The sequence below is a fragment of the Bacillus sp. B28 genome (genome assembly GCF_029536185.1).
Lineage (GTDB): Bacteria > Bacillota > Bacilli > Bacillales > Bacillaceae > Bacillus > Bacillus halotolerans.
Genome location: NZ_CP120511.1, coordinates 522,195 through 539,146 on the forward strand (window position 1 = coordinate 522,195; position 16,952 = coordinate 539,146).

General features: G+C 39.6%; 22 protein-coding genes, 7 tRNA genes and 2 pseudogenes. 27 read left to right on the forward strand and 4 right to left on the reverse strand.

Annotated features, from left to right (window positions below; all coding sequences use genetic code 11):
* Positions 1–40 precede the first annotated feature (40 nt).
* From endB to P3L57_RS02720, 11 genes are all read left to right on the forward strand, one after another.
* Entirely contained in the window at positions 41–322 is a 282-nt protein-coding gene (gene endB / locus P3L57_RS02670) for a type II toxin-antitoxin system antitoxin EndoAI (RefSeq protein WP_003225183.1), read from the forward strand.
* 4 nt (positions 323–326) lie between these two features.
* Positions 327–677, forward strand: coding sequence for a type II toxin-antitoxin system endoribonuclease NdoA (gene ndoA, locus P3L57_RS02675; protein WP_003156187.1), 351 nt, complete (start codon positions 327–329; stop codon positions 675–677).
* Between the two features lie 117 nt (positions 678–794).
* Positions 795–1,619 carry an RsbT co-antagonist protein RsbRA gene (gene rsbRA, locus P3L57_RS02680; protein WP_082687807.1) on the forward strand — a complete coding sequence of 275 codons (825 nt, stop codon included), beginning with the start codon at positions 795–797 and terminating at the stop codon, positions 1,617–1,619.
* A 4-nt stretch (positions 1,620–1,623) separates the two neighbouring features.
* The gene (gene rsbS, locus P3L57_RS02685; RefSeq protein WP_003225190.1) at positions 1,624–1,989 is read left to right on the forward strand and encodes an RsbT antagonist protein RsbS; all 366 of its coding nucleotides are present in this window, start codon (positions 1,624–1,626) and stop codon (positions 1,987–1,989) included.
* Between the two features lie 3 nt (positions 1,990–1,992).
* Positions 1,993–2,394 (forward strand): serine/threonine-protein kinase RsbT, encoded by a 402-nt coding sequence (rsbT, locus tag P3L57_RS02690; RefSeq protein WP_024714447.1) that lies wholly within the window; start codon positions 1,993–1,995, stop codon positions 2,392–2,394.
* An 11-nt stretch (positions 2,395–2,405) separates the two neighbouring features.
* Positions 2,406–3,413: a phosphoserine phosphatase RsbU gene (gene rsbU, locus P3L57_RS02695; protein ID WP_044161721.1), complete on the forward strand. Its 1,008-nt coding sequence runs from the start codon at positions 2,406–2,408 to the stop codon at positions 3,411–3,413.
* Positions 3,414–3,473: 60 nt separating this feature from the next.
* Complete coding sequence (gene rsbV, locus P3L57_RS02700; RefSeq protein WP_024120301.1) at positions 3,474–3,803, forward strand: anti-sigma factor antagonist RsbV; 330 nt, start codon at positions 3,474–3,476, stop codon at positions 3,801–3,803.
* Complete coding sequence (rsbW, locus tag P3L57_RS02705; protein WP_024120302.1) at positions 3,800–4,282, forward strand: anti-sigma B factor RsbW; 483 nt, start codon at positions 3,800–3,802, stop codon at positions 4,280–4,282. Before rsbV ends, rsbW begins: the two co-directional genes overlap by 4 nt.
* Positions 4,248–5,036, forward strand: coding sequence for an RNA polymerase sigma factor SigB (sigB, locus tag P3L57_RS02710; protein ID WP_024120303.1), 789 nt, complete (start codon positions 4,248–4,250; stop codon positions 5,034–5,036). The genes rsbW and sigB overlap by 35 nt, the downstream gene beginning before the upstream one ends.
* Complete coding sequence (gene rsbX / locus P3L57_RS02715) at positions 5,036–5,635, forward strand: phosphoserine phosphatase RsbX (protein ID WP_044161719.1); 600 nt, start codon at positions 5,036–5,038, stop codon at positions 5,633–5,635. The genes sigB and rsbX overlap by 1 nt, the downstream gene beginning before the upstream one ends.
* A 105-nt stretch (positions 5,636–5,740) precedes the next feature.
* Positions 5,741–7,900, forward strand: coding sequence for a Tex family protein (locus P3L57_RS02720; protein WP_069487531.1), 2,160 nt, complete (start codon positions 5,741–5,743; stop codon positions 7,898–7,900).
* Positions 7,901–7,909: 9 nt separating this feature from the next.
* Here P3L57_RS02720 and cmpA read toward each other — a convergent pair whose 3' ends face one another.
* Complete coding sequence (cmpA, locus tag P3L57_RS02725; RefSeq protein ID WP_003225207.1) at positions 7,910–8,023, reverse strand: cortex morphogenetic protein CmpA; 114 nt, start codon at positions 8,021–8,023, stop codon at positions 7,910–7,912.
* 102 nt (positions 8,024–8,125) lie between these two features.
* Between cmpA and P3L57_RS02730 the strand changes: the two genes are divergently transcribed.
* The 14 genes and pseudogenes from P3L57_RS02730 to P3L57_RS02795 all read left to right on the forward strand — a co-directional run bounded on the left by P3L57_RS02730 (position 8,126) and on the right by P3L57_RS02795 (position 13,646).
* Entirely contained in the window at positions 8,126–8,578 is a 453-nt protein-coding gene (locus P3L57_RS02730) for a SprT family protein (RefSeq protein WP_059334538.1), read from the forward strand.
* Positions 8,579–8,700: 122 nt separating this feature from the next.
* Positions 8,701–8,775: transfer RNA gene (locus P3L57_RS02735), tRNA-Asn, on the forward strand.
* A 5-nt stretch (positions 8,776–8,780) separates the two neighbouring features.
* Positions 8,781–8,871 (forward strand) — tRNA-Ser (locus P3L57_RS02740).
* Between the two features lie 29 nt (positions 8,872–8,900).
* A tRNA-Glu gene (locus P3L57_RS02745) sits at positions 8,901–8,972 on the forward strand.
* Between the two features lie 12 nt (positions 8,973–8,984).
* Positions 8,985–9,059: transfer RNA gene (locus tag P3L57_RS02750), tRNA-Gln, on the forward strand.
* 27 nt (positions 9,060–9,086) lie between these two features.
* Positions 9,087–9,162, forward strand: a tRNA-Lys gene (locus P3L57_RS02755).
* 11 nt (positions 9,163–9,173) lie between these two features.
* Positions 9,174–9,255: transfer RNA gene (locus P3L57_RS02760), tRNA-Leu, on the forward strand.
* Positions 9,256–9,334: 79 nt separating this feature from the next.
* A tRNA-Leu gene (locus P3L57_RS02765) sits at positions 9,335–9,418 on the forward strand.
* A gap of 103 nt (positions 9,419–9,521) precedes the next feature.
* Positions 9,522–9,617: pseudogene (locus P3L57_RS02770) on the forward strand (lipoprotein); the annotation flags it as partial.
* 294 nt (positions 9,618–9,911) lie between these two features.
* Entirely contained in the window at positions 9,912–10,859 is a 948-nt protein-coding gene (locus tag P3L57_RS02775; RefSeq protein ID WP_069487532.1) for a cation diffusion facilitator family transporter, read from the forward strand.
* Positions 10,860–10,989: 130 nt separating this feature from the next.
* Positions 10,990–12,027: a flavin-containing monooxygenase gene (locus P3L57_RS02780; protein WP_069487533.1), complete on the forward strand. Its 1,038-nt coding sequence runs from the start codon at positions 10,990–10,992 to the stop codon at positions 12,025–12,027.
* Between the two features lie 290 nt (positions 12,028–12,317).
* A pseudogene (locus P3L57_RS02785) lies at positions 12,318–12,862 on the forward strand (tetratricopeptide repeat protein); the annotation flags it as partial.
* Positions 12,819–12,938, forward strand: a complete 120-nt coding sequence (locus tag P3L57_RS02790; RefSeq protein WP_069487534.1) for a phosphatase — start codon at positions 12,819–12,821, stop codon at positions 12,936–12,938. The pseudogene P3L57_RS02785 and the gene P3L57_RS02790, both read left to right, overlap by 44 nt.
* 183 nt (positions 12,939–13,121) lie before the next feature.
* Positions 13,122–13,646: an NAD(P)H-dependent oxidoreductase gene (locus P3L57_RS02795; RefSeq protein WP_059334541.1), complete on the forward strand. Its 525-nt coding sequence runs from the start codon at positions 13,122–13,124 to the stop codon at positions 13,644–13,646.
* 532 nt (positions 13,647–14,178) lie between these two features.
* Here P3L57_RS02795 and P3L57_RS02800 read toward each other — a convergent pair.
* Genes P3L57_RS02800 through P3L57_RS02810 form a run of 3 tightly spaced genes read right to left on the reverse strand, consistent with a single transcriptional unit; the run spans position 14,179 to position 15,459 of the window.
* Positions 14,179–14,622, reverse strand: coding sequence for an EVE domain-containing protein (locus P3L57_RS02800; RefSeq protein ID WP_083244554.1), 444 nt, complete (start codon positions 14,620–14,622; stop codon positions 14,179–14,181).
* 4 nt (positions 14,623–14,626) lie between these two features.
* Positions 14,627–15,019: a rhodanese-like domain-containing protein gene (locus tag P3L57_RS02805; protein WP_059291896.1), complete on the reverse strand. Its 393-nt coding sequence runs from the start codon at positions 15,017–15,019 to the stop codon at positions 14,627–14,629.
* A gap of 20 nt (positions 15,020–15,039) precedes the next feature.
* Positions 15,040–15,459, reverse strand: coding sequence for a MarR family winged helix-turn-helix transcriptional regulator (locus P3L57_RS02810; protein ID WP_044161692.1), 420 nt, complete (start codon positions 15,457–15,459; stop codon positions 15,040–15,042).
* A gap of 321 nt (positions 15,460–15,780) precedes the next feature.
* On the opposite strand from P3L57_RS02810, the gene P3L57_RS02815 reads away from it, so the two are divergent.
* Together P3L57_RS02815 and P3L57_RS02820 are read left to right on the forward strand one after the other, a co-directional pair.
* Entirely contained in the window at positions 15,781–16,260 is a 480-nt protein-coding gene (locus P3L57_RS02815; protein ID WP_069487535.1) for an HXXEE domain-containing protein, read from the forward strand.
* Between the two features lie 403 nt (positions 16,261–16,663).
* The gene (locus P3L57_RS02820; protein WP_082687808.1) at positions 16,664–16,753 is read left to right on the forward strand and encodes a phosphatase; all 90 of its coding nucleotides are present in this window, start codon (positions 16,664–16,666) and stop codon (positions 16,751–16,753) included.
* Positions 16,754–16,952: the final 199 nt, after the last annotated feature.

Here is a 16,952-nt window from a genome sequence, read left to right on the forward strand (position 1 = left end):
AAAGAGTCGTATCCGTAAGTTTGGTGGAGGTGTATGTTTTTTGTCTGAATCCAGCGCAAGAACCGAAATGAAAATCAGCTTGCCCGAAAACCTAGTAGCTGAATTGGATGGTGTAGCGATGCGGGAGAAACGAAGCAGAAACGAACTGATATCACAAGCAGTGAGAGCCTATGTCAGCGAACGAACAACTCGTCACAACCGTGATTTGATGAGACGCGGCTATATGGAAATGGCGAAAATCAACCTGAACATTTCTTCCGAGGCTCACTTTGCGGAGTGCGAGGCTGAAACGACAGTTGAGCGCTTAGTCAGCGGAGGATAATCATTTGATTGTGAAACGCGGCGATGTTTATTTTGCTGATTTATCTCCTGTTGTTGGCTCAGAGCAAGGCGGGGTGCGCCCGGTTTTAGTGATCCAAAATGACATCGGAAATCGCTTCAGCCCAACTGCTATTGTTGCAGCCATAACAGCCCAAATACAGAAAGCGAAATTACCAACCCACGTCGAAATTGATGCAAAACGCTACGGTTTTGAAAGAGATTCCGTTATTTTGCTGGAGCAAATTCGGACGATTGACAAGCAAAGGTTAACGGATAAGATTACTCATCTGGATGATGAAATGATGGATAAGGTTGATGAAGCCTTACAGATCAGTTTGGCACTCATTGATTTTTAGTAATATTTACCTAGTTGCTCAAATAGAGCAACTTTTTTTGTTTTCAAAAAACATTAACGATATAATAGTGGAATAACGAGAAAAAATATGTTGTTTTTTATCGGGAGGTAAGCGAATTTGATGTCGAATCAGACTGTCTATCAGTTCATAGCCGAGAATCAAAATGAACTGCTTCAATTGTGGACTGACACACTAAAAGAATTAAGTGAACAAGAATCATATCAGCTGACTGACCAAGTTTATGAAAATATATCTAAAGAATATATCGACATTCTGCTTTCATTTGTTAATGATGAAAGCGCTGCTGAAAGCCAAATCAGCGAACTGGCGCTGAGAGCCGTCCAAATCGGACTTTCTATGAAGTTTCTGGCTACGGCGCTTGCTGAATTCTGGAAGCGTCTCTACACGAAGATGAACGATAAGAGATTGCCAGATCAAGAGAGTACGGAATTAATCTGGCAGATTGACCGCTTCTTCAGTCCGATTAATACAGAAATTTTTAATCAGTACTCTATCTCATGGGAAAAAACAGTATCCCTGCAAAAAATCGCACTGCAGGAGCTTTCTGCGCCGCTGATCCCGGTTTTTGAAAATATAACGGTCATGCCGCTGGTCGGAACGATCGATACGGAACGCGCAAAACGAATTATGGAGAATCTGCTTAACGGCGTTGTCAAACACCGTTCCCAAGTCGTGCTGATCGATATTACCGGTGTGCCTGTCGTCGATACGATGGTTGCCCATCATATTATTCAGGCGTCTGAAGCGGTAAGGCTTGTCGGAGCGAAATGCCTGCTCGCCGGAATCCGTCCGGAAATCGCCCAGACGATCGTTAACCTTGGGATTGATTTATCCCAAGTTATTACTAAGAATACCCTGCAAAAAGGAATTCAAACAGCATTGGAAATGACGGATCGAAAAATCGTTTCATTGGGGGAATAACATTGTGAGACATCCAAAAATCCCGATCTTGAAACTGTATAATTGCTTATTAGTGTCCATTCAATGGGAACTTGATGACCAGACAGCATTAACTTTTCAAGAAGATTTATTAAATAAAATATACGAAACAGGTGCCAACGGGGTCGTCATTGACCTGACATCTGTGGACATGATTGATTCATTTATCGCCAAAGTGCTGGGCGATGTCATCACAATGTCTAAGTTAATGGGCGCAAAAGTTGTCTTAACAGGCATTCAGCCCGCCGTTGCGGTGACGCTGATTGAACTTGGAATCGCGCTTGAGGAAATCGAAACGGCGCTCGACTTAGAGCAAGGGCTTGAGACATTGAAGCGGGAATTGGGGGAATAGCGAATGAACGACCAATCCTGTGTAAAGATCATGACAGAATGGGATATCGTGGCCGCCAGACAGCTGGGACGAAACGTTGCAAAAGAGCTGGGTTTCGGCACTGTAGACCAGGCAAGGATCACAACGGCTATATCAGAATTAGCCAGGAACATTTATTTATATGCCGGCAAAGGCCAGATTGGAATTGAACAGGTCGCAGACAGAGGAAAAAAGGGCCTGAAAATTATAGCGGAAGACAAAGGGCCGGGGATTCCTGATATCCGAAAAGTCATGGAAGACGGGTTTTCAACGTCAGGCGGACTGGGAGCGGGACTTCCCGGCGTGAAAAGGCTGATGGATGAATTTAGCTTAAATTCCGTAACGGGGGAAGGAACAGAGATACAAGCCATAAAATGGCTTCGGTAGGAGGTTAGAAAGTGGATTTTAGGGAGGTTATTGAGCAGCGGTACCATCAGCTGCTTAGCCGATATATAGCCGAATTAACAGAAACATCTTTATATCAAGCCCAAAAATTCAGCCGAAAAACAATCGAGCATCAAATTCCTCCGGAAGAAATCATCAGTATTCACCGAAAAGTGCTGAAGGAGCTGTATCCGAGTCTCCCGGAAGATGTTTTTCATTCGCTGGATTTTTTAATAGAAGTCATGATTGGATATGGAATGGCTTATCAAGAGCATCAAACCCTCAGGGGGATACAGCAGGAAATTAAATCAGAAATTGAAATCGCAGCTAATGTACAGCAGACGCTTCTGGGAACAAAAATTCCGGAGGAAGAAGCGCTGGACATTGGCGCGATCAGTGTGCCCGCCAAACAGATGAGCGGTGATTATTACCATTTTGTTAAAGACAAAGAGTCCATTAATATTGCCATTGCTGACGTCATCGGCAAAGGAATTCCGGCAGCTTTATGTATGTCTATGATTAAATACGCGATGGATTCTTTGCCGGAAACGGGCATTCACCCTTCACAGGTGCTGAAAAACTTGAATCGCGTTGTTGAACAAAACGTTGATGCCAGTATGTTTATTACGATGTTTTATGCAAATTACAATACGGACAATCATCGATTTACATACGCTTCAGCGGGACATGAACCGGGATTCTACTATTCTCAAAAAGACAATGCATTTTACGATTTAGAAGCTAAAGGGCTGGTTCTCGGGATCTCGCAGGATTATGACTACAGGCAATTTGACCAATATCTCGAAAAAGGAGATATGATTGTTTTATTTTCTGACGGCGTTACAGAATGCAGGACGGAAAACGGTTTCTTGGAGCGTCTCGATATACAGAAGCTCATTGAGGAACATATGTGTTGCTCTGCGCAGGAAATGGTCAAAAACATATATGACAGCCTCCTCAAATTGCAGGATTTTCAGCTTCACGATGATTTTACGTTAATTGTTTTAAGAAGAAAGGTTTAGCGATTGCCAGCCGAGGGTATACAACAACTATGATTTAAAGGATACTTTGAGGTGATATGAATGAATATAAATGTTGATGTGCGACAGAATGTGAATGATATACAAGTAAACATTGCAGGAGAAATTGATGTGTATTCAGCTCCGGTTCTCAGAGAAAAACTCGTTCCTCTGGCAGAACAAGGTGCTGATTTAAGGATTTGCCTGAAGGATGTCAGCTACATGGACAGTACCGGGCTTGGCGTCTTTGTAGGTGTATTTAAAACAGTGAAAAAACAAGGCGGTTCGCTCAAGCTTGAAAATCTGTCTGACCGCCTGATTCGTCTGTTTGAAATTACAGGTCTAAAGGACATCATTGATATTTCTGCAAAGTCAGAAGGTGGAGTGCAATGAAGAACAAAGCTGATTACATCGAAATGAAAGTGCCGGCTCAGCCTGAATACGTAGGAATTATACGGCTGACTCTGTCAGGCGTCGCAAGCAGAATGGGCTATACGTATGATGAAATTGAAGATTTGAAAATCGCAGTGAGCGAAGCGTGTACAAATGCGGTTCAGCACGCATATAAAGAAGACAAAAACGGGGAAGTGTCAATCCGATTCGGTGTGTTCGAGGATCGTTTAGAGGTCATTGTGGCGGATGAAGGCGACAGCTTTGATTTTGATGAAAAGCAGCAGGATCTTGGGCCGTACACACCTTCACACACAGTCGATCAATTATCAGAAGGAGGGCTCGGTCTATATTTAATGGAAACGCTCATGGATGAAGTCAGAGTGCAAAACAACTCCGGCGTCACCGTAGCGATGACAAAGTATTTAAATGGGGAGCGAGTTGATCATGACACAACCATCAAAAACTACGAAACTAACTAAGGATGAAGTCGATCGGCTCATAAGCGATTACCAAACAAAACAAGATGAACAGGCGCAAGAAACGCTTGTGCAGGTGTATACAAATCTGGTTGATATGCTTGCGAAGAAATACTCAAAGGGCAAAAGCTTCCACGAAGATCTCCGCCAGGTCGGCATGATCGGGCTTCTCGGCGCAATAAAACGCTACGATCCCGTGGTGGGCAAATCGTTTGAAGCTTTTGCGATCCCGACAATTATCGGGGAGATTAAACGTTTCCTTAGAGATAAGACGTGGAGCGTTCATGTTCCGAGACGAATCAAAGAACTGGGGCCGAGAATCAAAATGGCTGTCGATCAGCTGACGACAGAAACACAAAGGTCGCCGAAAGTGGAAGAGATTGCTGAATTCCTCGATGTATCAGAGGAAGAGGTTCTTGAAACCATGGAGATGGGCAAAAGCTATCAAGCCTTATCTGTCGATCACAGCATTGAAGCAGATGCGGACGGAAGCACTGTTACCATTCTCGATATCGTCGGATCACAGGAGGATGGATATGAACGGGTGAACCAGCAAATGATGCTGCAAAGCGTGCTTCATGTCCTTTCAGACCGTGAAAAACAAATCATAGACCTAACGTACATTCAAAACAAAAGCCAAAAAGAAACTGGGGACATTCTCGGTATATCTCAAATGCACGTCTCGCGTCTGCAGCGCAAAGCTGTGAAGAAGCTCAGAGAGGCCTTGATTGAAGATCCCTCCATGGAGTTAATGTAATGATCCAGGTTGAAGAAAACCAGCATATTCAAACCCTTGTATACCAATTGAATAAAGAAGGAAAATCCATTTGCGGCGACAGCTTTTTTATGAAAGCTGATGATAAAGAATTAATTTGTGCGGTAGCCGACGGACTTGGAAGCGGATCGCTTGCCAACGAATCTTCTTCAGCAATCAAAGACTTAGTGGAAAACTATGCGAACGAAGACGTACAAAGCATTATCGAACGCTGTAATCAGGCGATGAGAAACAAAAGAGGGGCGACAGCTTCTATCTTAAAAATCAACTTTGAACAAAGGCAGTTTACGTACTGCTCCGTCGGAAATGTACGTTTTATCCTGCATTCCCCGTCTGGTGAAAGCTTTTATCCTCTGCCGATTTCAGGCTATTTATCAGGCAAGCCGCAAAAATACAAAACGCACACCGCTACCTATGAAAAGGGTTCTAAGTTCATTATACATACAGATGGACTCAACGTACCCGATATCCGCTCCCACTTAAAAAAAGGCCAATCGGTAGAAGAGATATCTAATTCACTGAAAATGTATACGACATCAAGAAAAGACGATCTGACATATATTCTTGGGCAGCTGTCCTAGAAGAGCAGAAAAAAGAAGCTGGGAAAGCCGGCTTCTTTTTTTATGTGTTTTTTTCTGTTTTTGATACACTAGAGTAAGAACGACAAAATTGGAGGCTATGGTTACATGGAAACGTCAGCCCTTTTGAAACAGCAAATTGCGAAAGAAATAGGTTTATCACAAAAACATGTTGAAAGCGTCATCCGCCTGCTTGAGGACGGCAACACAGTTCCGTTCATCGCCAGATATCGAAAAGAGCAGACGGGTTCAATGGACGAGGTTCAGATTCAGACCATTTCTGAACGATGGCAATACATACAAAACCTGAATCAGCGAAAAAAAGAAGTGATCAGGCTAATCGCCGAGCAGGATAAACTAACAGATGAATTAAAACGCAAAATTGACCAATCCGTAAAACTTCAGGAAGTAGAAGACCTCTACCGTCCGTATAAACAAAAGCGCAAAACGAAAGCGACAGTCGCCAAAAGCAAAGGTCTTGAGCCGCTTGCTGACTATATCATGACCCTTCCGCAAGATGACCGCCTTGCAGAAACAGCAGACCAATATATCAGTGAAGAAAAAGAAGTGTTCACCAGAGAAGAAGCCATTGAAGGCGCCAAACACATTATTGCGGAACAAATCTCAGACGAACCGAATTTCAGAAAATGGATTCGCCAGGAAACCTTTAAAAAAGGAACGATCAAGTCAGCTGCCGGAAAATCAGCAGACACAGATGAAAAAAACGTGTACGAAATGTACTACGAGTATGAAGAGCCAATCGCAAAGGTCGTTCCGCACAGAGTGCTTGCCATGAACCGCGGCGAAAAAGAAGACATTTTAAAGGTGTCTATCGAACCGCCAGCAGATCACATTAAGGCTTACTTAGAAAACCAAATCATCAAAAACCGTTCAACGTCTGTAAAAGAAATCTTGCAGGAAACGATTGAAGACAGCTACAAAAGACTGATCCAGCCTGCCATTGAACGTGAAATCAGAAAAGAGCTGTCGGAAAAAGCGGATGAACAGGCGATTCATATTTTCTCTGAGAACCTCAGAAAGCTTCTCCTTCAGCCGCCGATGAAAGGCAAGACGGTTCTCGGTGTAGATCCGGCTTTCCGAACAGGCTGTAAGCTGGCAGTGTCAGATGAAACCGGGAAAGTCTTAAAAATTGATGTGATTTACCCGCATGCACCTGTCAAAAAAACGAAAGAAGCTCATGAGAAAGTGAAAGCGATTCTTGAAGAGTATCAAGTGGAAATGGTGGCGATTGGAAACGGAACGGCCTCCAGGGAGACAGAGCAATTCATTGTCGATGTGCTGAAGGACACGCCGCGTGATATTTATTATGTGATTGTCAATGAAGCGGGGGCAAGCGTCTATTCGGCTTCTGAGCTTGCCAGAGAAGAATTTCCTCAGCTTCAGGTCGAGGAACGAAGTGCAGTATCCATCGCACGGAGACTTCAAGATCCGCTTGCGGAACTCGTCAAAATTGACCCGAAATCTGTAGGAGTGGGGCAGTATCAGCATGACGTCAGCCAAAAACGATTAAATGAATCCCTGCGCTTTGTCGTCGAGACAGTCGTAAACCAGGTAGGAGTAAATGTCAACACAGCTTCCGCCGCGCTGCTTCAGTATGTAGCGGGATTATCGAAGTCTGTAGCGGGCAACATCGTCAAAAAGCGGGAAGAGCTCGGAAAGTTTTCGAATCGAAAAGAATTGAAGAATATTCCAAGGCTCGGCGCGAAAACCTATGAACAATGTATCGGCTTTTTAAGAGTGCAGGAAGGGACAGAGCCTCTGGACAGAACAGGAATACACCCGGAAAGCTATAAAGAAACAAAAACGCTTTTGAAAAAGTTCGGTCTTTCAACAGAGCAGATCGGTACGGCGGAATTGAAGGATAAAATCAACAAACTTGAGCTTTCTGAAACAGCAAAGGAACTGGGAATCGGTGACATTACGCTGAAAGACATTTGTGAACAGCTGACAAGACCTGAACGTGATCCGCGTGATGAGGTGCCTAAGCCTCTGCTGAAAACAGACGTCCTTCAGCTGGAGGATCTGAAAGAAGGAATGGAGCTGCAGGGCACCGTGCGCAATGTAGTGGACTTCGGAGCGTTTGTTGATATCGGAGTCAAACAGGACGGGCTTGTGCACATTTCAAAACTCAGCAATCAATTCGTCAAGCATCCGCTTGATGTCGTATCCGTCGGTGACATCGTGACGGTTTGGGTTGACGGTGTCGATGTACAAAAAGGCAGAGTGTCACTGTCTATGGTAAAATAAAAGCACTGCTTACGAGCAGTGTTTTTTCCTATAGAAATACCAGCATTGATTCAGCAGTTTAATTTGGTAATTATCTTTTTCAAGGAACGCTTTTTGCATCTGCTTTTTCAGCCAGTTTGGCATAGGCTCATTCCTCCTCAGCTTTTATATAAGAGGGGCGGTGATTACCCTATTGTATGCGAACAGTGAATTGTCCCGTTCAATGTTTTTTTAGTGAGGTGCACCATGGATAACAAAGAGCTGCAAAAGCTTACAGAGGATATTTCTAACACATATTTCAAAAAGCCGTTTCGCCATCAGGCTGTTTTCAACGACAGACTCAAAACGACCGGCGGAAGATACCTGTTAACCTCTCATAACATCGAATTGAACAGAAAATATTTGATTGAGCATGGGAGGGAGGAACTGATCGGCATTATTAAGCACGAGCTCTGCCATTATCATCTTCACCTTGAAGGAAAAGGATACAAGCACAGGGACAAAGATTTCAGAGCGCTTCTCCAGCAAGTCAATGCGCCCCGCTTTTGTACGCCTCTAAAGAAAAAAATAGAAAGCAAAAAAACATATAGGTATATATGTACGGCTTGCGGCCAACAGTATATAAAGAGACGCGCTATGAATCCTGACAGATACAGATGCGGAAAATGCCGCGGGAAAATAAAAAGAATTTTTTCGTAAAAAAGGTTGACGAAACTGGCAAGCCTATGTTACATTATAAAAGTCGTCACGAGAGATAATAAAAAACATTTACCTCTTGACTCTTAATGACAAGTCTGATATAATGAATCTTGTCTCATTATTCCACAGTAGCTCAGTGGTAGAGCTATCGGCTGTTAACCGATCGGTCGCAGGTTCGAATCCTGCCTGTGGAGCCATATTTGGAGAAGTACTCAAGTGGCTGAAGAGGCGCCCCTGCTAAGGGTGTAGGTCGCGTAAGCGGCGCGAGGGTTCAAATCCCTCCTTCTCCGCCATAAGATTGCGATATAAGTTCTCAACCATCGGCCCGTTGGTCAAGCGGTTAAGACACCGCCCTTTCACGGCGGTAACACGGGTTCGAATCCCGTACGGGTCATTCCATTTTCGTTGGGCTATAGCCAAGCGGTAAGGCAACGGACTTTGACTCCGTCATGCGTTGGTTCGAATCCAGCTAGCCCAGCCATTTTTATTTTTTGAAATTAAATAGTAAGAGCCATTAGCTCAGTTGGTAGAGCATCTGACTTTTAATCAGAGGGTCGAAGGTTCGAGTCCTTCATGGCTCACCATTTGTCTTTTTGCGGGTGTGGCGGAATTGGCAGACGCGCTAGACTTAGGATCTAGTGTCTTACGACGTGGGGGTTCGAGTCCCTTCACCCGCACTTTATTTACAAAGTGCACGCAAATTGGTTTTACTAGGTTAAGAGCCTGTTAAACCAGCACAAACAATTTAATGATCACGCGGTCGTGGCGGAATGGCAGACGCGCTAGGTTGAGGGCCTAGTGGGTGAATAACCCGTGGAGGTTCAAGTCCTCTCGGCCGCATTAATGATACCAAGGGTTGTAGACCTTTGGTATTTTTTTGTGCTTATTTTTAAATTGTCTACTGCCCACGAACTGCCCGCTTACCTAAAGTAATCTAGAAGGTATGTCAAGAACTGGCGAAAATGATCGTCTTGGCTTATCAAAGAAAACACCAGGCTATGAAGAAGCGAAAGGTAAAGAAACTAAGTTAGAGGAGTAAACCATGTGTTTGCTCCTCTTTTTTTCTGTTATAAGAGGAACGTCGTGATCCGTATCAAGCTGCAAAAGTATGTTTACGAATAGCATCAATTGATTTTATTTGCACATATATAAAAATGAGATTATGTTGATATTTCGCAAAAAATATTTTGACTTTTCAGTGTAAAACAGATATATTTATATATGAACACACACTCATATATAAATGTTCTTTGTATCATCAGAATGCTCAATAACGGATTTGAAATAATAAATACATATGTACGAAGAAACTTTAGTTGAGGAGGAGATTTTTATGGGTCACAATCATAGCCACAATCATACTGAAGGATCCAGTAAAAAGGTTTTATTGATCTCTTTTATAATCATTACTGGTTATATGATTGTAGAAGCTATAGGTGGATTTTTAACAAATAGTTTGGCGCTTTTATCAGATGCAGGCCATATGCTAAGTGACTCAATCTCATTAATGGTTGCCCTGATTGCTTTTACATTAGCTGAAAAGAAGGCAACTCATAATAAGACATTCGGCTATAAGCGATTTGAGATTCTTGCAGCTGTGATAAACGGTGTTGCATTAATTCTTATTTCTCTTTATATCATTTATGAAGCAATCGAACGTTTCTCTAATCCACCAGAAGTAGCAACAACTGGCATGCTTACGATTGGTATTATCGGGTTGGTTGTGAATATATTAGTCGCATGGATTATGTTGAGAGGCGGAGATACAGAGAATAATCTGAACATAAGGGGTGCTTATTTACATGTAATAAGCGATATGCTCGGCTCTGTAGGTGCCATTCTAGCTGCCATACTTATCATCTTCTTTGGGTGGGGCTGGGCAGACCCATTGGCTAGTGTCATGGTGGCTATTCTTGTTCTAAGAAGCGGTTACAATGTGACTAAAGATTCCATTCACGTATTAATGGAAGGAACTCCAGAAAATATCGATGTCACTGACATCATTCATACAATTGAAGAGACAGAAGGAATTCAAAGCATTCATGATCTACACATATGGTCTATCACAAGTGGATTAAACGCTCTTTCTTGTCACGCTGTTGTTGACGATCAACTGACGATTTCAGAAAGTGAAAATATTTTACGTAAAATTGAACATGAGCTTGAGCATAAAGGCATTACGCACGTAACCATTCAAATGGAAACCGAAGCACATAATCATGATAATGCGATCATTTGTCAGGCCACAATTGAGCAGCCGCATGACCACCATCACCATTAAAATTTTTCATCTGATTTACAATGAGGAGATAAACTAACGTTAGTCAGATTTATCTCTACTAATTATTAAGAGGCATTCTAGCTAGCGTTAGTCTATCTCTCGTATAAGTAAAATTGGTGGGGGGATTAATATGTATGACACTATAGTAATCGGAGCTGGTCAAGCAGGAATTTCAATAGGATATTATCTTAAGCAGTCCGATCAAAAGTTTATCATTTTGGATAAAAGTAATGAGGTGGGGGAAAGCTGGAAAGATCGGTATGACTCATTAGTTTTATTTACATCTCGAATGTATAGCTCATTGCCTGGAATGCATCTTGAAGGAGAAAAGCATGGCTTTCCTTCAAAAAATGAAATTGTTGCTTATCTAAAGAAATATGTTGAAAGATTTGAAATTCCAATCCAATTACGGACAGAAGTAATAAGTGTCCTGAAATTAAAGAATCATTTCTTAATAAAAACAAATGGAGAAGAATATCAAACAAAGAATCTTATAATTGCTACAGGTCCTTTTCATACCCCTAATATTCCATCAATATCAAAGGATTTAGCCTGTAATATTAATCAATTACACTCATCACAATATAAGAATTCAAAACAATTGGTACATGGAAATGTACTAGTAGTGGGTGGGGGGAATAGTGGTGCTCAAATAGCTGTTGAATTATCCAAAGAAAGAGTTACATATTTAGCGTGTGGTAATAAACCAGTTTATTTTCCTTTATTGATTGGAAAAAGAAGCATCTTTTGGTGGTTTGATAAATTAGGAGTTTTACATGCAAGTCATACATCAATATTAGGAAAATTCATTCAAAAGAAAGGTGATCCAATATTTGGGTATGAATTAAAGCAAGCAATAAAACAGAGGGAGATCATCTTAAAAACAAGAGTCATAGCCGGAAAGCAAAATGAAGTCATTTTTAAAGATTCATCTTCATTAGAAGTAAACAATATTATTTGGGCTACTGGTTTTCGTAATCCCCTTCATTGGATAAATATAAAAGGTGTTTTGGATAAAGAAGGTCGAATCATACATTATAGAGGTGTTTCACCTGTAGAGGGATTATACTTTATAGGTTTGCCTTGGCAGTATAGGCGAGGTTCAGCATTGCTTCAAGGCGTAGGAAATGATGCTGAATACATTGTAAAACAAATTAACGGAGAATAAACTAAGTAGAGAGCAGTAACTCACATGTTTACTTCTCTATTTTTTGTGTGAATAAGTTTGGTTAGGTTAATGTGTCAAGTCGCAAAAGTATTGGTATAACCGCAAAAAATACGCAAAGGAGTAGATATAATGTACTTTTTTGCATTACATGTTTGTAAAATAAAGGGTGTTCTGACACAACGCAATTAATATAAGTATTTGCACAATTTATGTAAGGATGGGGTAATTTCCTTAGATAAAGATAAATTTCCATACGACATAGTCACAAAAAAGTTAAGTGATTGGTATACATCGAGATTGCCAAGGAAAGTAACATAGAGCATTTAATTGCAATGTCACACATGAATATTGGAATTTGTTATGATGAATTGAAAGAATATAAAAAGGCTTCACGACATTTAATCTTAGCGTTAGAAATTTTCGGAAAAATCAAAACATAGTTTCCTAACAAAGACTTTATTCATTCTAGCATATGTTGAAGCAAAACAACAAAATTATGATGTTGCTTTGACATAATTTGGGAAAGGGCGATTTATTGCCGATAAAAGTGATGATAAGGAATACTCGGCGAAATTCAAAATATTAGAGGGATTATTTTTTCAGATGGCGAGATTCAGTTAATAAAGGATGCATTTTCATATCTGGCTTCGAGAAAAATGTTTGCTGATGTTGAAAATTTTTCGATTGAAGTCGCTGCTTATTTTCATGAACAAGGAAATTTAATGCTCTCTAATGAATATTATCGTATGAGTATTGAAGCAAGACGAAAAATTTAAAACGGGGAGATATTAATGAAAATCAGCCGGATTCTATTGGCAGCAGTCATGTTAAGTAGTGTGTTTTCAATAACTTATTTGCAAAGTAATCCTAGTAAAGAAGTCAAAGTGGCTGCAGATAGGGTAGGCGCATGAGGGTATTAAAAAGGCTTAATCTTTTTAAAAGGTTAAGCTTTAATGTAATCGGTGCCCAATCAGTGCCGTGAATTCATGAAAAATGTTAAAATAAATGTAAATAAGTTGCTATTTAAAATTAGAATCAATTCATGATCGTAAAAACAATAATACCTAATCGGCGAAGAAAGGATAATCAGTCAAATGAAAACATTAGTTATCGTTATACACCCTAATTTGGAAACGTCTGTTGTCAACAAAACCTGGATGAATCGTTTAAAGCAAGAGAATGACATTACGGTTCATGACCTGTACGGTGAATACCCTAATTTTATCATTGATGTAGAAAAAGAGCAGCAGCTCCTTTTAGATCATGAGCGTATCGTTTTTCAGTTCCCAATGTATTGGTACAGCAGTCCCGCGTTACTCAAACAATGGGAAGATGATGTGTTAACACATGGCTGGGCTTTTGGAACTGGAGGAACTAAATTGCAAGGGAAAGAACTACTCTTAGCTATCTCCTTAGGCGCACAGGAATCTGATTATCAAGCAGGCGGAGAATATAATATCACGATCAGCGAGCTTATCAGACCGTTTCAAGTCACTGCTAACTATATAGGAATGCGTTTTCTTCCTGCGTTTACACAATATGGGACACTTCACCTTTCAAAAGAAGATGTTAAGAACAGTGCGGAGAAATTGGTTGACTATCTTAAAGCTGAGCATTGATCCGGTATTCGCGAGGGAAGCTGAAACAAATGATGTGTTGTCAAAATAAGGGTTTGTGATAGATTTTAATCAAACTTTCAAAGTTACATCGAATTCTGAATACAGGGGGGCATAGAGCGAGGGCTTAAAATTTATTACAGCAGGGCAATGAGTACATATTTCTTGATGAAATGTAGAGTTCCTTGGTCTCTAATAGGTGCCCAATTTTTGCCCGGAATTCATGAAAAATGATGAAAATAAGTATAAATAAATAGATGCTTTGAATAAAAGCTTTTGTAACTCATGATATGTTTTTATTAGGTTGAGGGGCTCGATTTAGATGAAGATACCAAAACGTATTGGTATCTTTTTTTGTTGTTGGATTTATTAAACCTCCTTTAAGAGTTCATGACATGGCACCAATTGCATGTTAGGAATTCAATCTATAGAGATTGAATCTTTTCTTCATGTGACAAATGGTTAATTTTAAAACTTGTTGAATCGGGATGCAAAGAGTGACAAGTCAAAGATATATAAGAAAGTTTTAAGGAGATTAGAATATTCTAATCTCCTTAAGCATCGCCATTTTTTTTGCAATTAGCATAAAATCTTTTTCACTTATCTCAAAATGTCCAAATCGAAAAGAATACCCCCAACGCTGTTCGTCTTTAATGAAAGAAAGCTTTGGGATTAATGGGCGAATCGGTGTTTCTGTGCAATGAATAAAACTTATTTTTCTCCGGAAAGGTTTGAAGTCATTTCCCATTTCAAACTGAAAAATATGATTATCTACTACTTTGCCTAAAGCAGTAAATTTTTGATGTGGTGTGCTTTCCTTAAAATTCATCTTGGGGGAGTAATAAATAATCCAATCACCAGTATTCATCTTTTTTAAAGGTGCCTCTTTGCCATGACAAAGTTGAGCAAAACCACCTTGGACAGCTCTCATTACATGATCTTTAGAAGCAACCCCAATCCAGTATCTTTTATCTTGCACTAAGTCAACACCCACAATTATCAGGTATGTTATTGCCTTGATCTGAGTTTGTGACAGGAAAGTTCATTTCTTTCCATGCTGCAATACCACCGGTCAATTCTTTGACTTTATATCCATGTTCTAATAAAAACTTAGCAACTTTGGCAGCTGTATTGCACCAGACATCCCAACAGTAAACAATAATTTCTTTATCCTGTGGTATTTCATTTAAACGAGATTGCAGTTCTTGTTCAGGGATAACATTAGCATCCTTAATTGTGACGCTCCTTACATGAGTTGGACCGTTTCTGACATCGATTAAGAAGTATTTCTCGGGACTCATTTGCTTCGCTTTTACATAATCCATAGGGCTTATCGTTGCTTCGAGACGTGCATTAAAATAATCGAGAGCATTCATATTATGTAACCTCCTGTTTTTTATAGTGACTTCCAAATTTTAATAAGAAAATCTTTAAATAATTGTCTTTCTTGTTGATTTAAAGGAGCTAATACTTCTAATTCCGTCTTCATTAAAAACTCCCAACGCGAATCCAATACATCGTTACCCTTTTCCGTAATTTTAAGGCTATAGGATCTTCTGTCATTAGGGTTTTTTGTTCTCTCAACAAATCCTAAAGTTTCGAGATGGTCGATATGACCTACCATAGTAGTCCGATCTATTTGCAGGTTTTCAGAAATATCTTTTTGTGATGAGTAAGGGTTTCCTTCGATAAACAATAGAACTCCGTATTGTCTAGCATTAATCTCATATGGGATAAGCCCTTCAGCAAATTTGCTTTCCAATCGTTGAAGAACTTTTCCGAGTAAAAAACCATAAGATTGATTCCATCTATCCAATTAAGTTTGCACCTCCTATTAATCAGTGTAACATATAATCAGTTAAACTGATTATTTTTTAGGACACAAGGTTTAAGTTCAATTTTTTAAAAGTGTGCCTAACAGGAATGGTTTATTCAGTAGTAGTATTTTTACATTTGGCTATTTTGATATACATGCCACCAACAACACGTTATTGCACATATAAAAAAGAAGCAACTGCTTAGGCAGGTTTCTGCTGTCTTTTAACACCATATAGTTCACCCTCATATGTAATATAATGTTGTTAAAACATATTGGGTGATTCCTTTAAGAGACGTGGCACCGAGGAGGAAATGATAGATGGTTTATTTCGCAGTATTTTTTTGTTTGGCTATTACACTGCATAATATTGAGGAAGCTATTTGGTTACCTGAATGGTCTCAACAATCTTCAAAGTTTCAAAAGCCAGTAACCTCAAATGAATTTCATTTTGCTGTCATTGTTATAACTATGTTGGCTTATTTATCTGCATTTGGTTTTTTATATATGCCAGAATCAGATATTGCAAAATGGATTTTCATTGGCTTTCTAGGTTCTATGGTTATCAACGCTATTTTTCCACATCTTATCGCAACTGTTTTAATGAAAAAGTACGCGCCTGGACTCCTTACGGGCTTATTGCTTAACATTCCAATAAACTCATTAGTTATTTATCAAATGTTTGTAAAGAATTTGATTGTATGGAAGGAGTTAATAATATCTACGTTGGTTGTAGGAATTATTTTATTAGCACTAATTCCATTATTATTTAAAGTTGGTGATAAAGTATCTCCTTTATGAGTTTGAATTCATTAGAATTGAGGAAGAAGGTGAACTTTCATCAGTGAGGAAGAAATTGGATTATTAATTAATATAGATGAAAAAAAGCAAGGTCATTCATTGTTTTGGCTCACCATTTTTAAACCATAATTGATGTAAACGTATAGAAATGATGGCAAATAAATATAAAGAGTGTAATGAAAACAAGCTTTCATAACCAATGTTATGGATTTACTATGTTGAGGGTCTATTAGAAACCATACCAAAACATCTTGGTATGGATTTTTATATTATAATTATTCAATCCCCAAAACAACTTTATTTGGAATGGGAAGATTAATCTTTCCAACCCTTATCTTCGTCAAAATCCTCTTTACCTTTTTTAAGTTGCTGAAGAAGAAATTCAAGAAAACTATTTGCAGCAGTGGTTTTAAGTAGTGTATTTTCAATAACTTATTTGCAAAGTGATCATAGTACAGAAGTGAAAGTGGCTGCAGATAGGGTAGGGGCATAGGTTACTAAAATAATTAGAAAAAGCTTACTCTTTTTGATTAAGCTTTTTTAAAAGGTTCTGGTTTAATGTTGGTTTACTTATAAAAAATAGAACTCCGAATATACGGAAGTTCCATTCTTATAACATTGACTTGTTCAACTAACGCACCCGTTACTTTAAGTACAACTCTTCTCAAACTTTATTCATTTTAATAAACCAT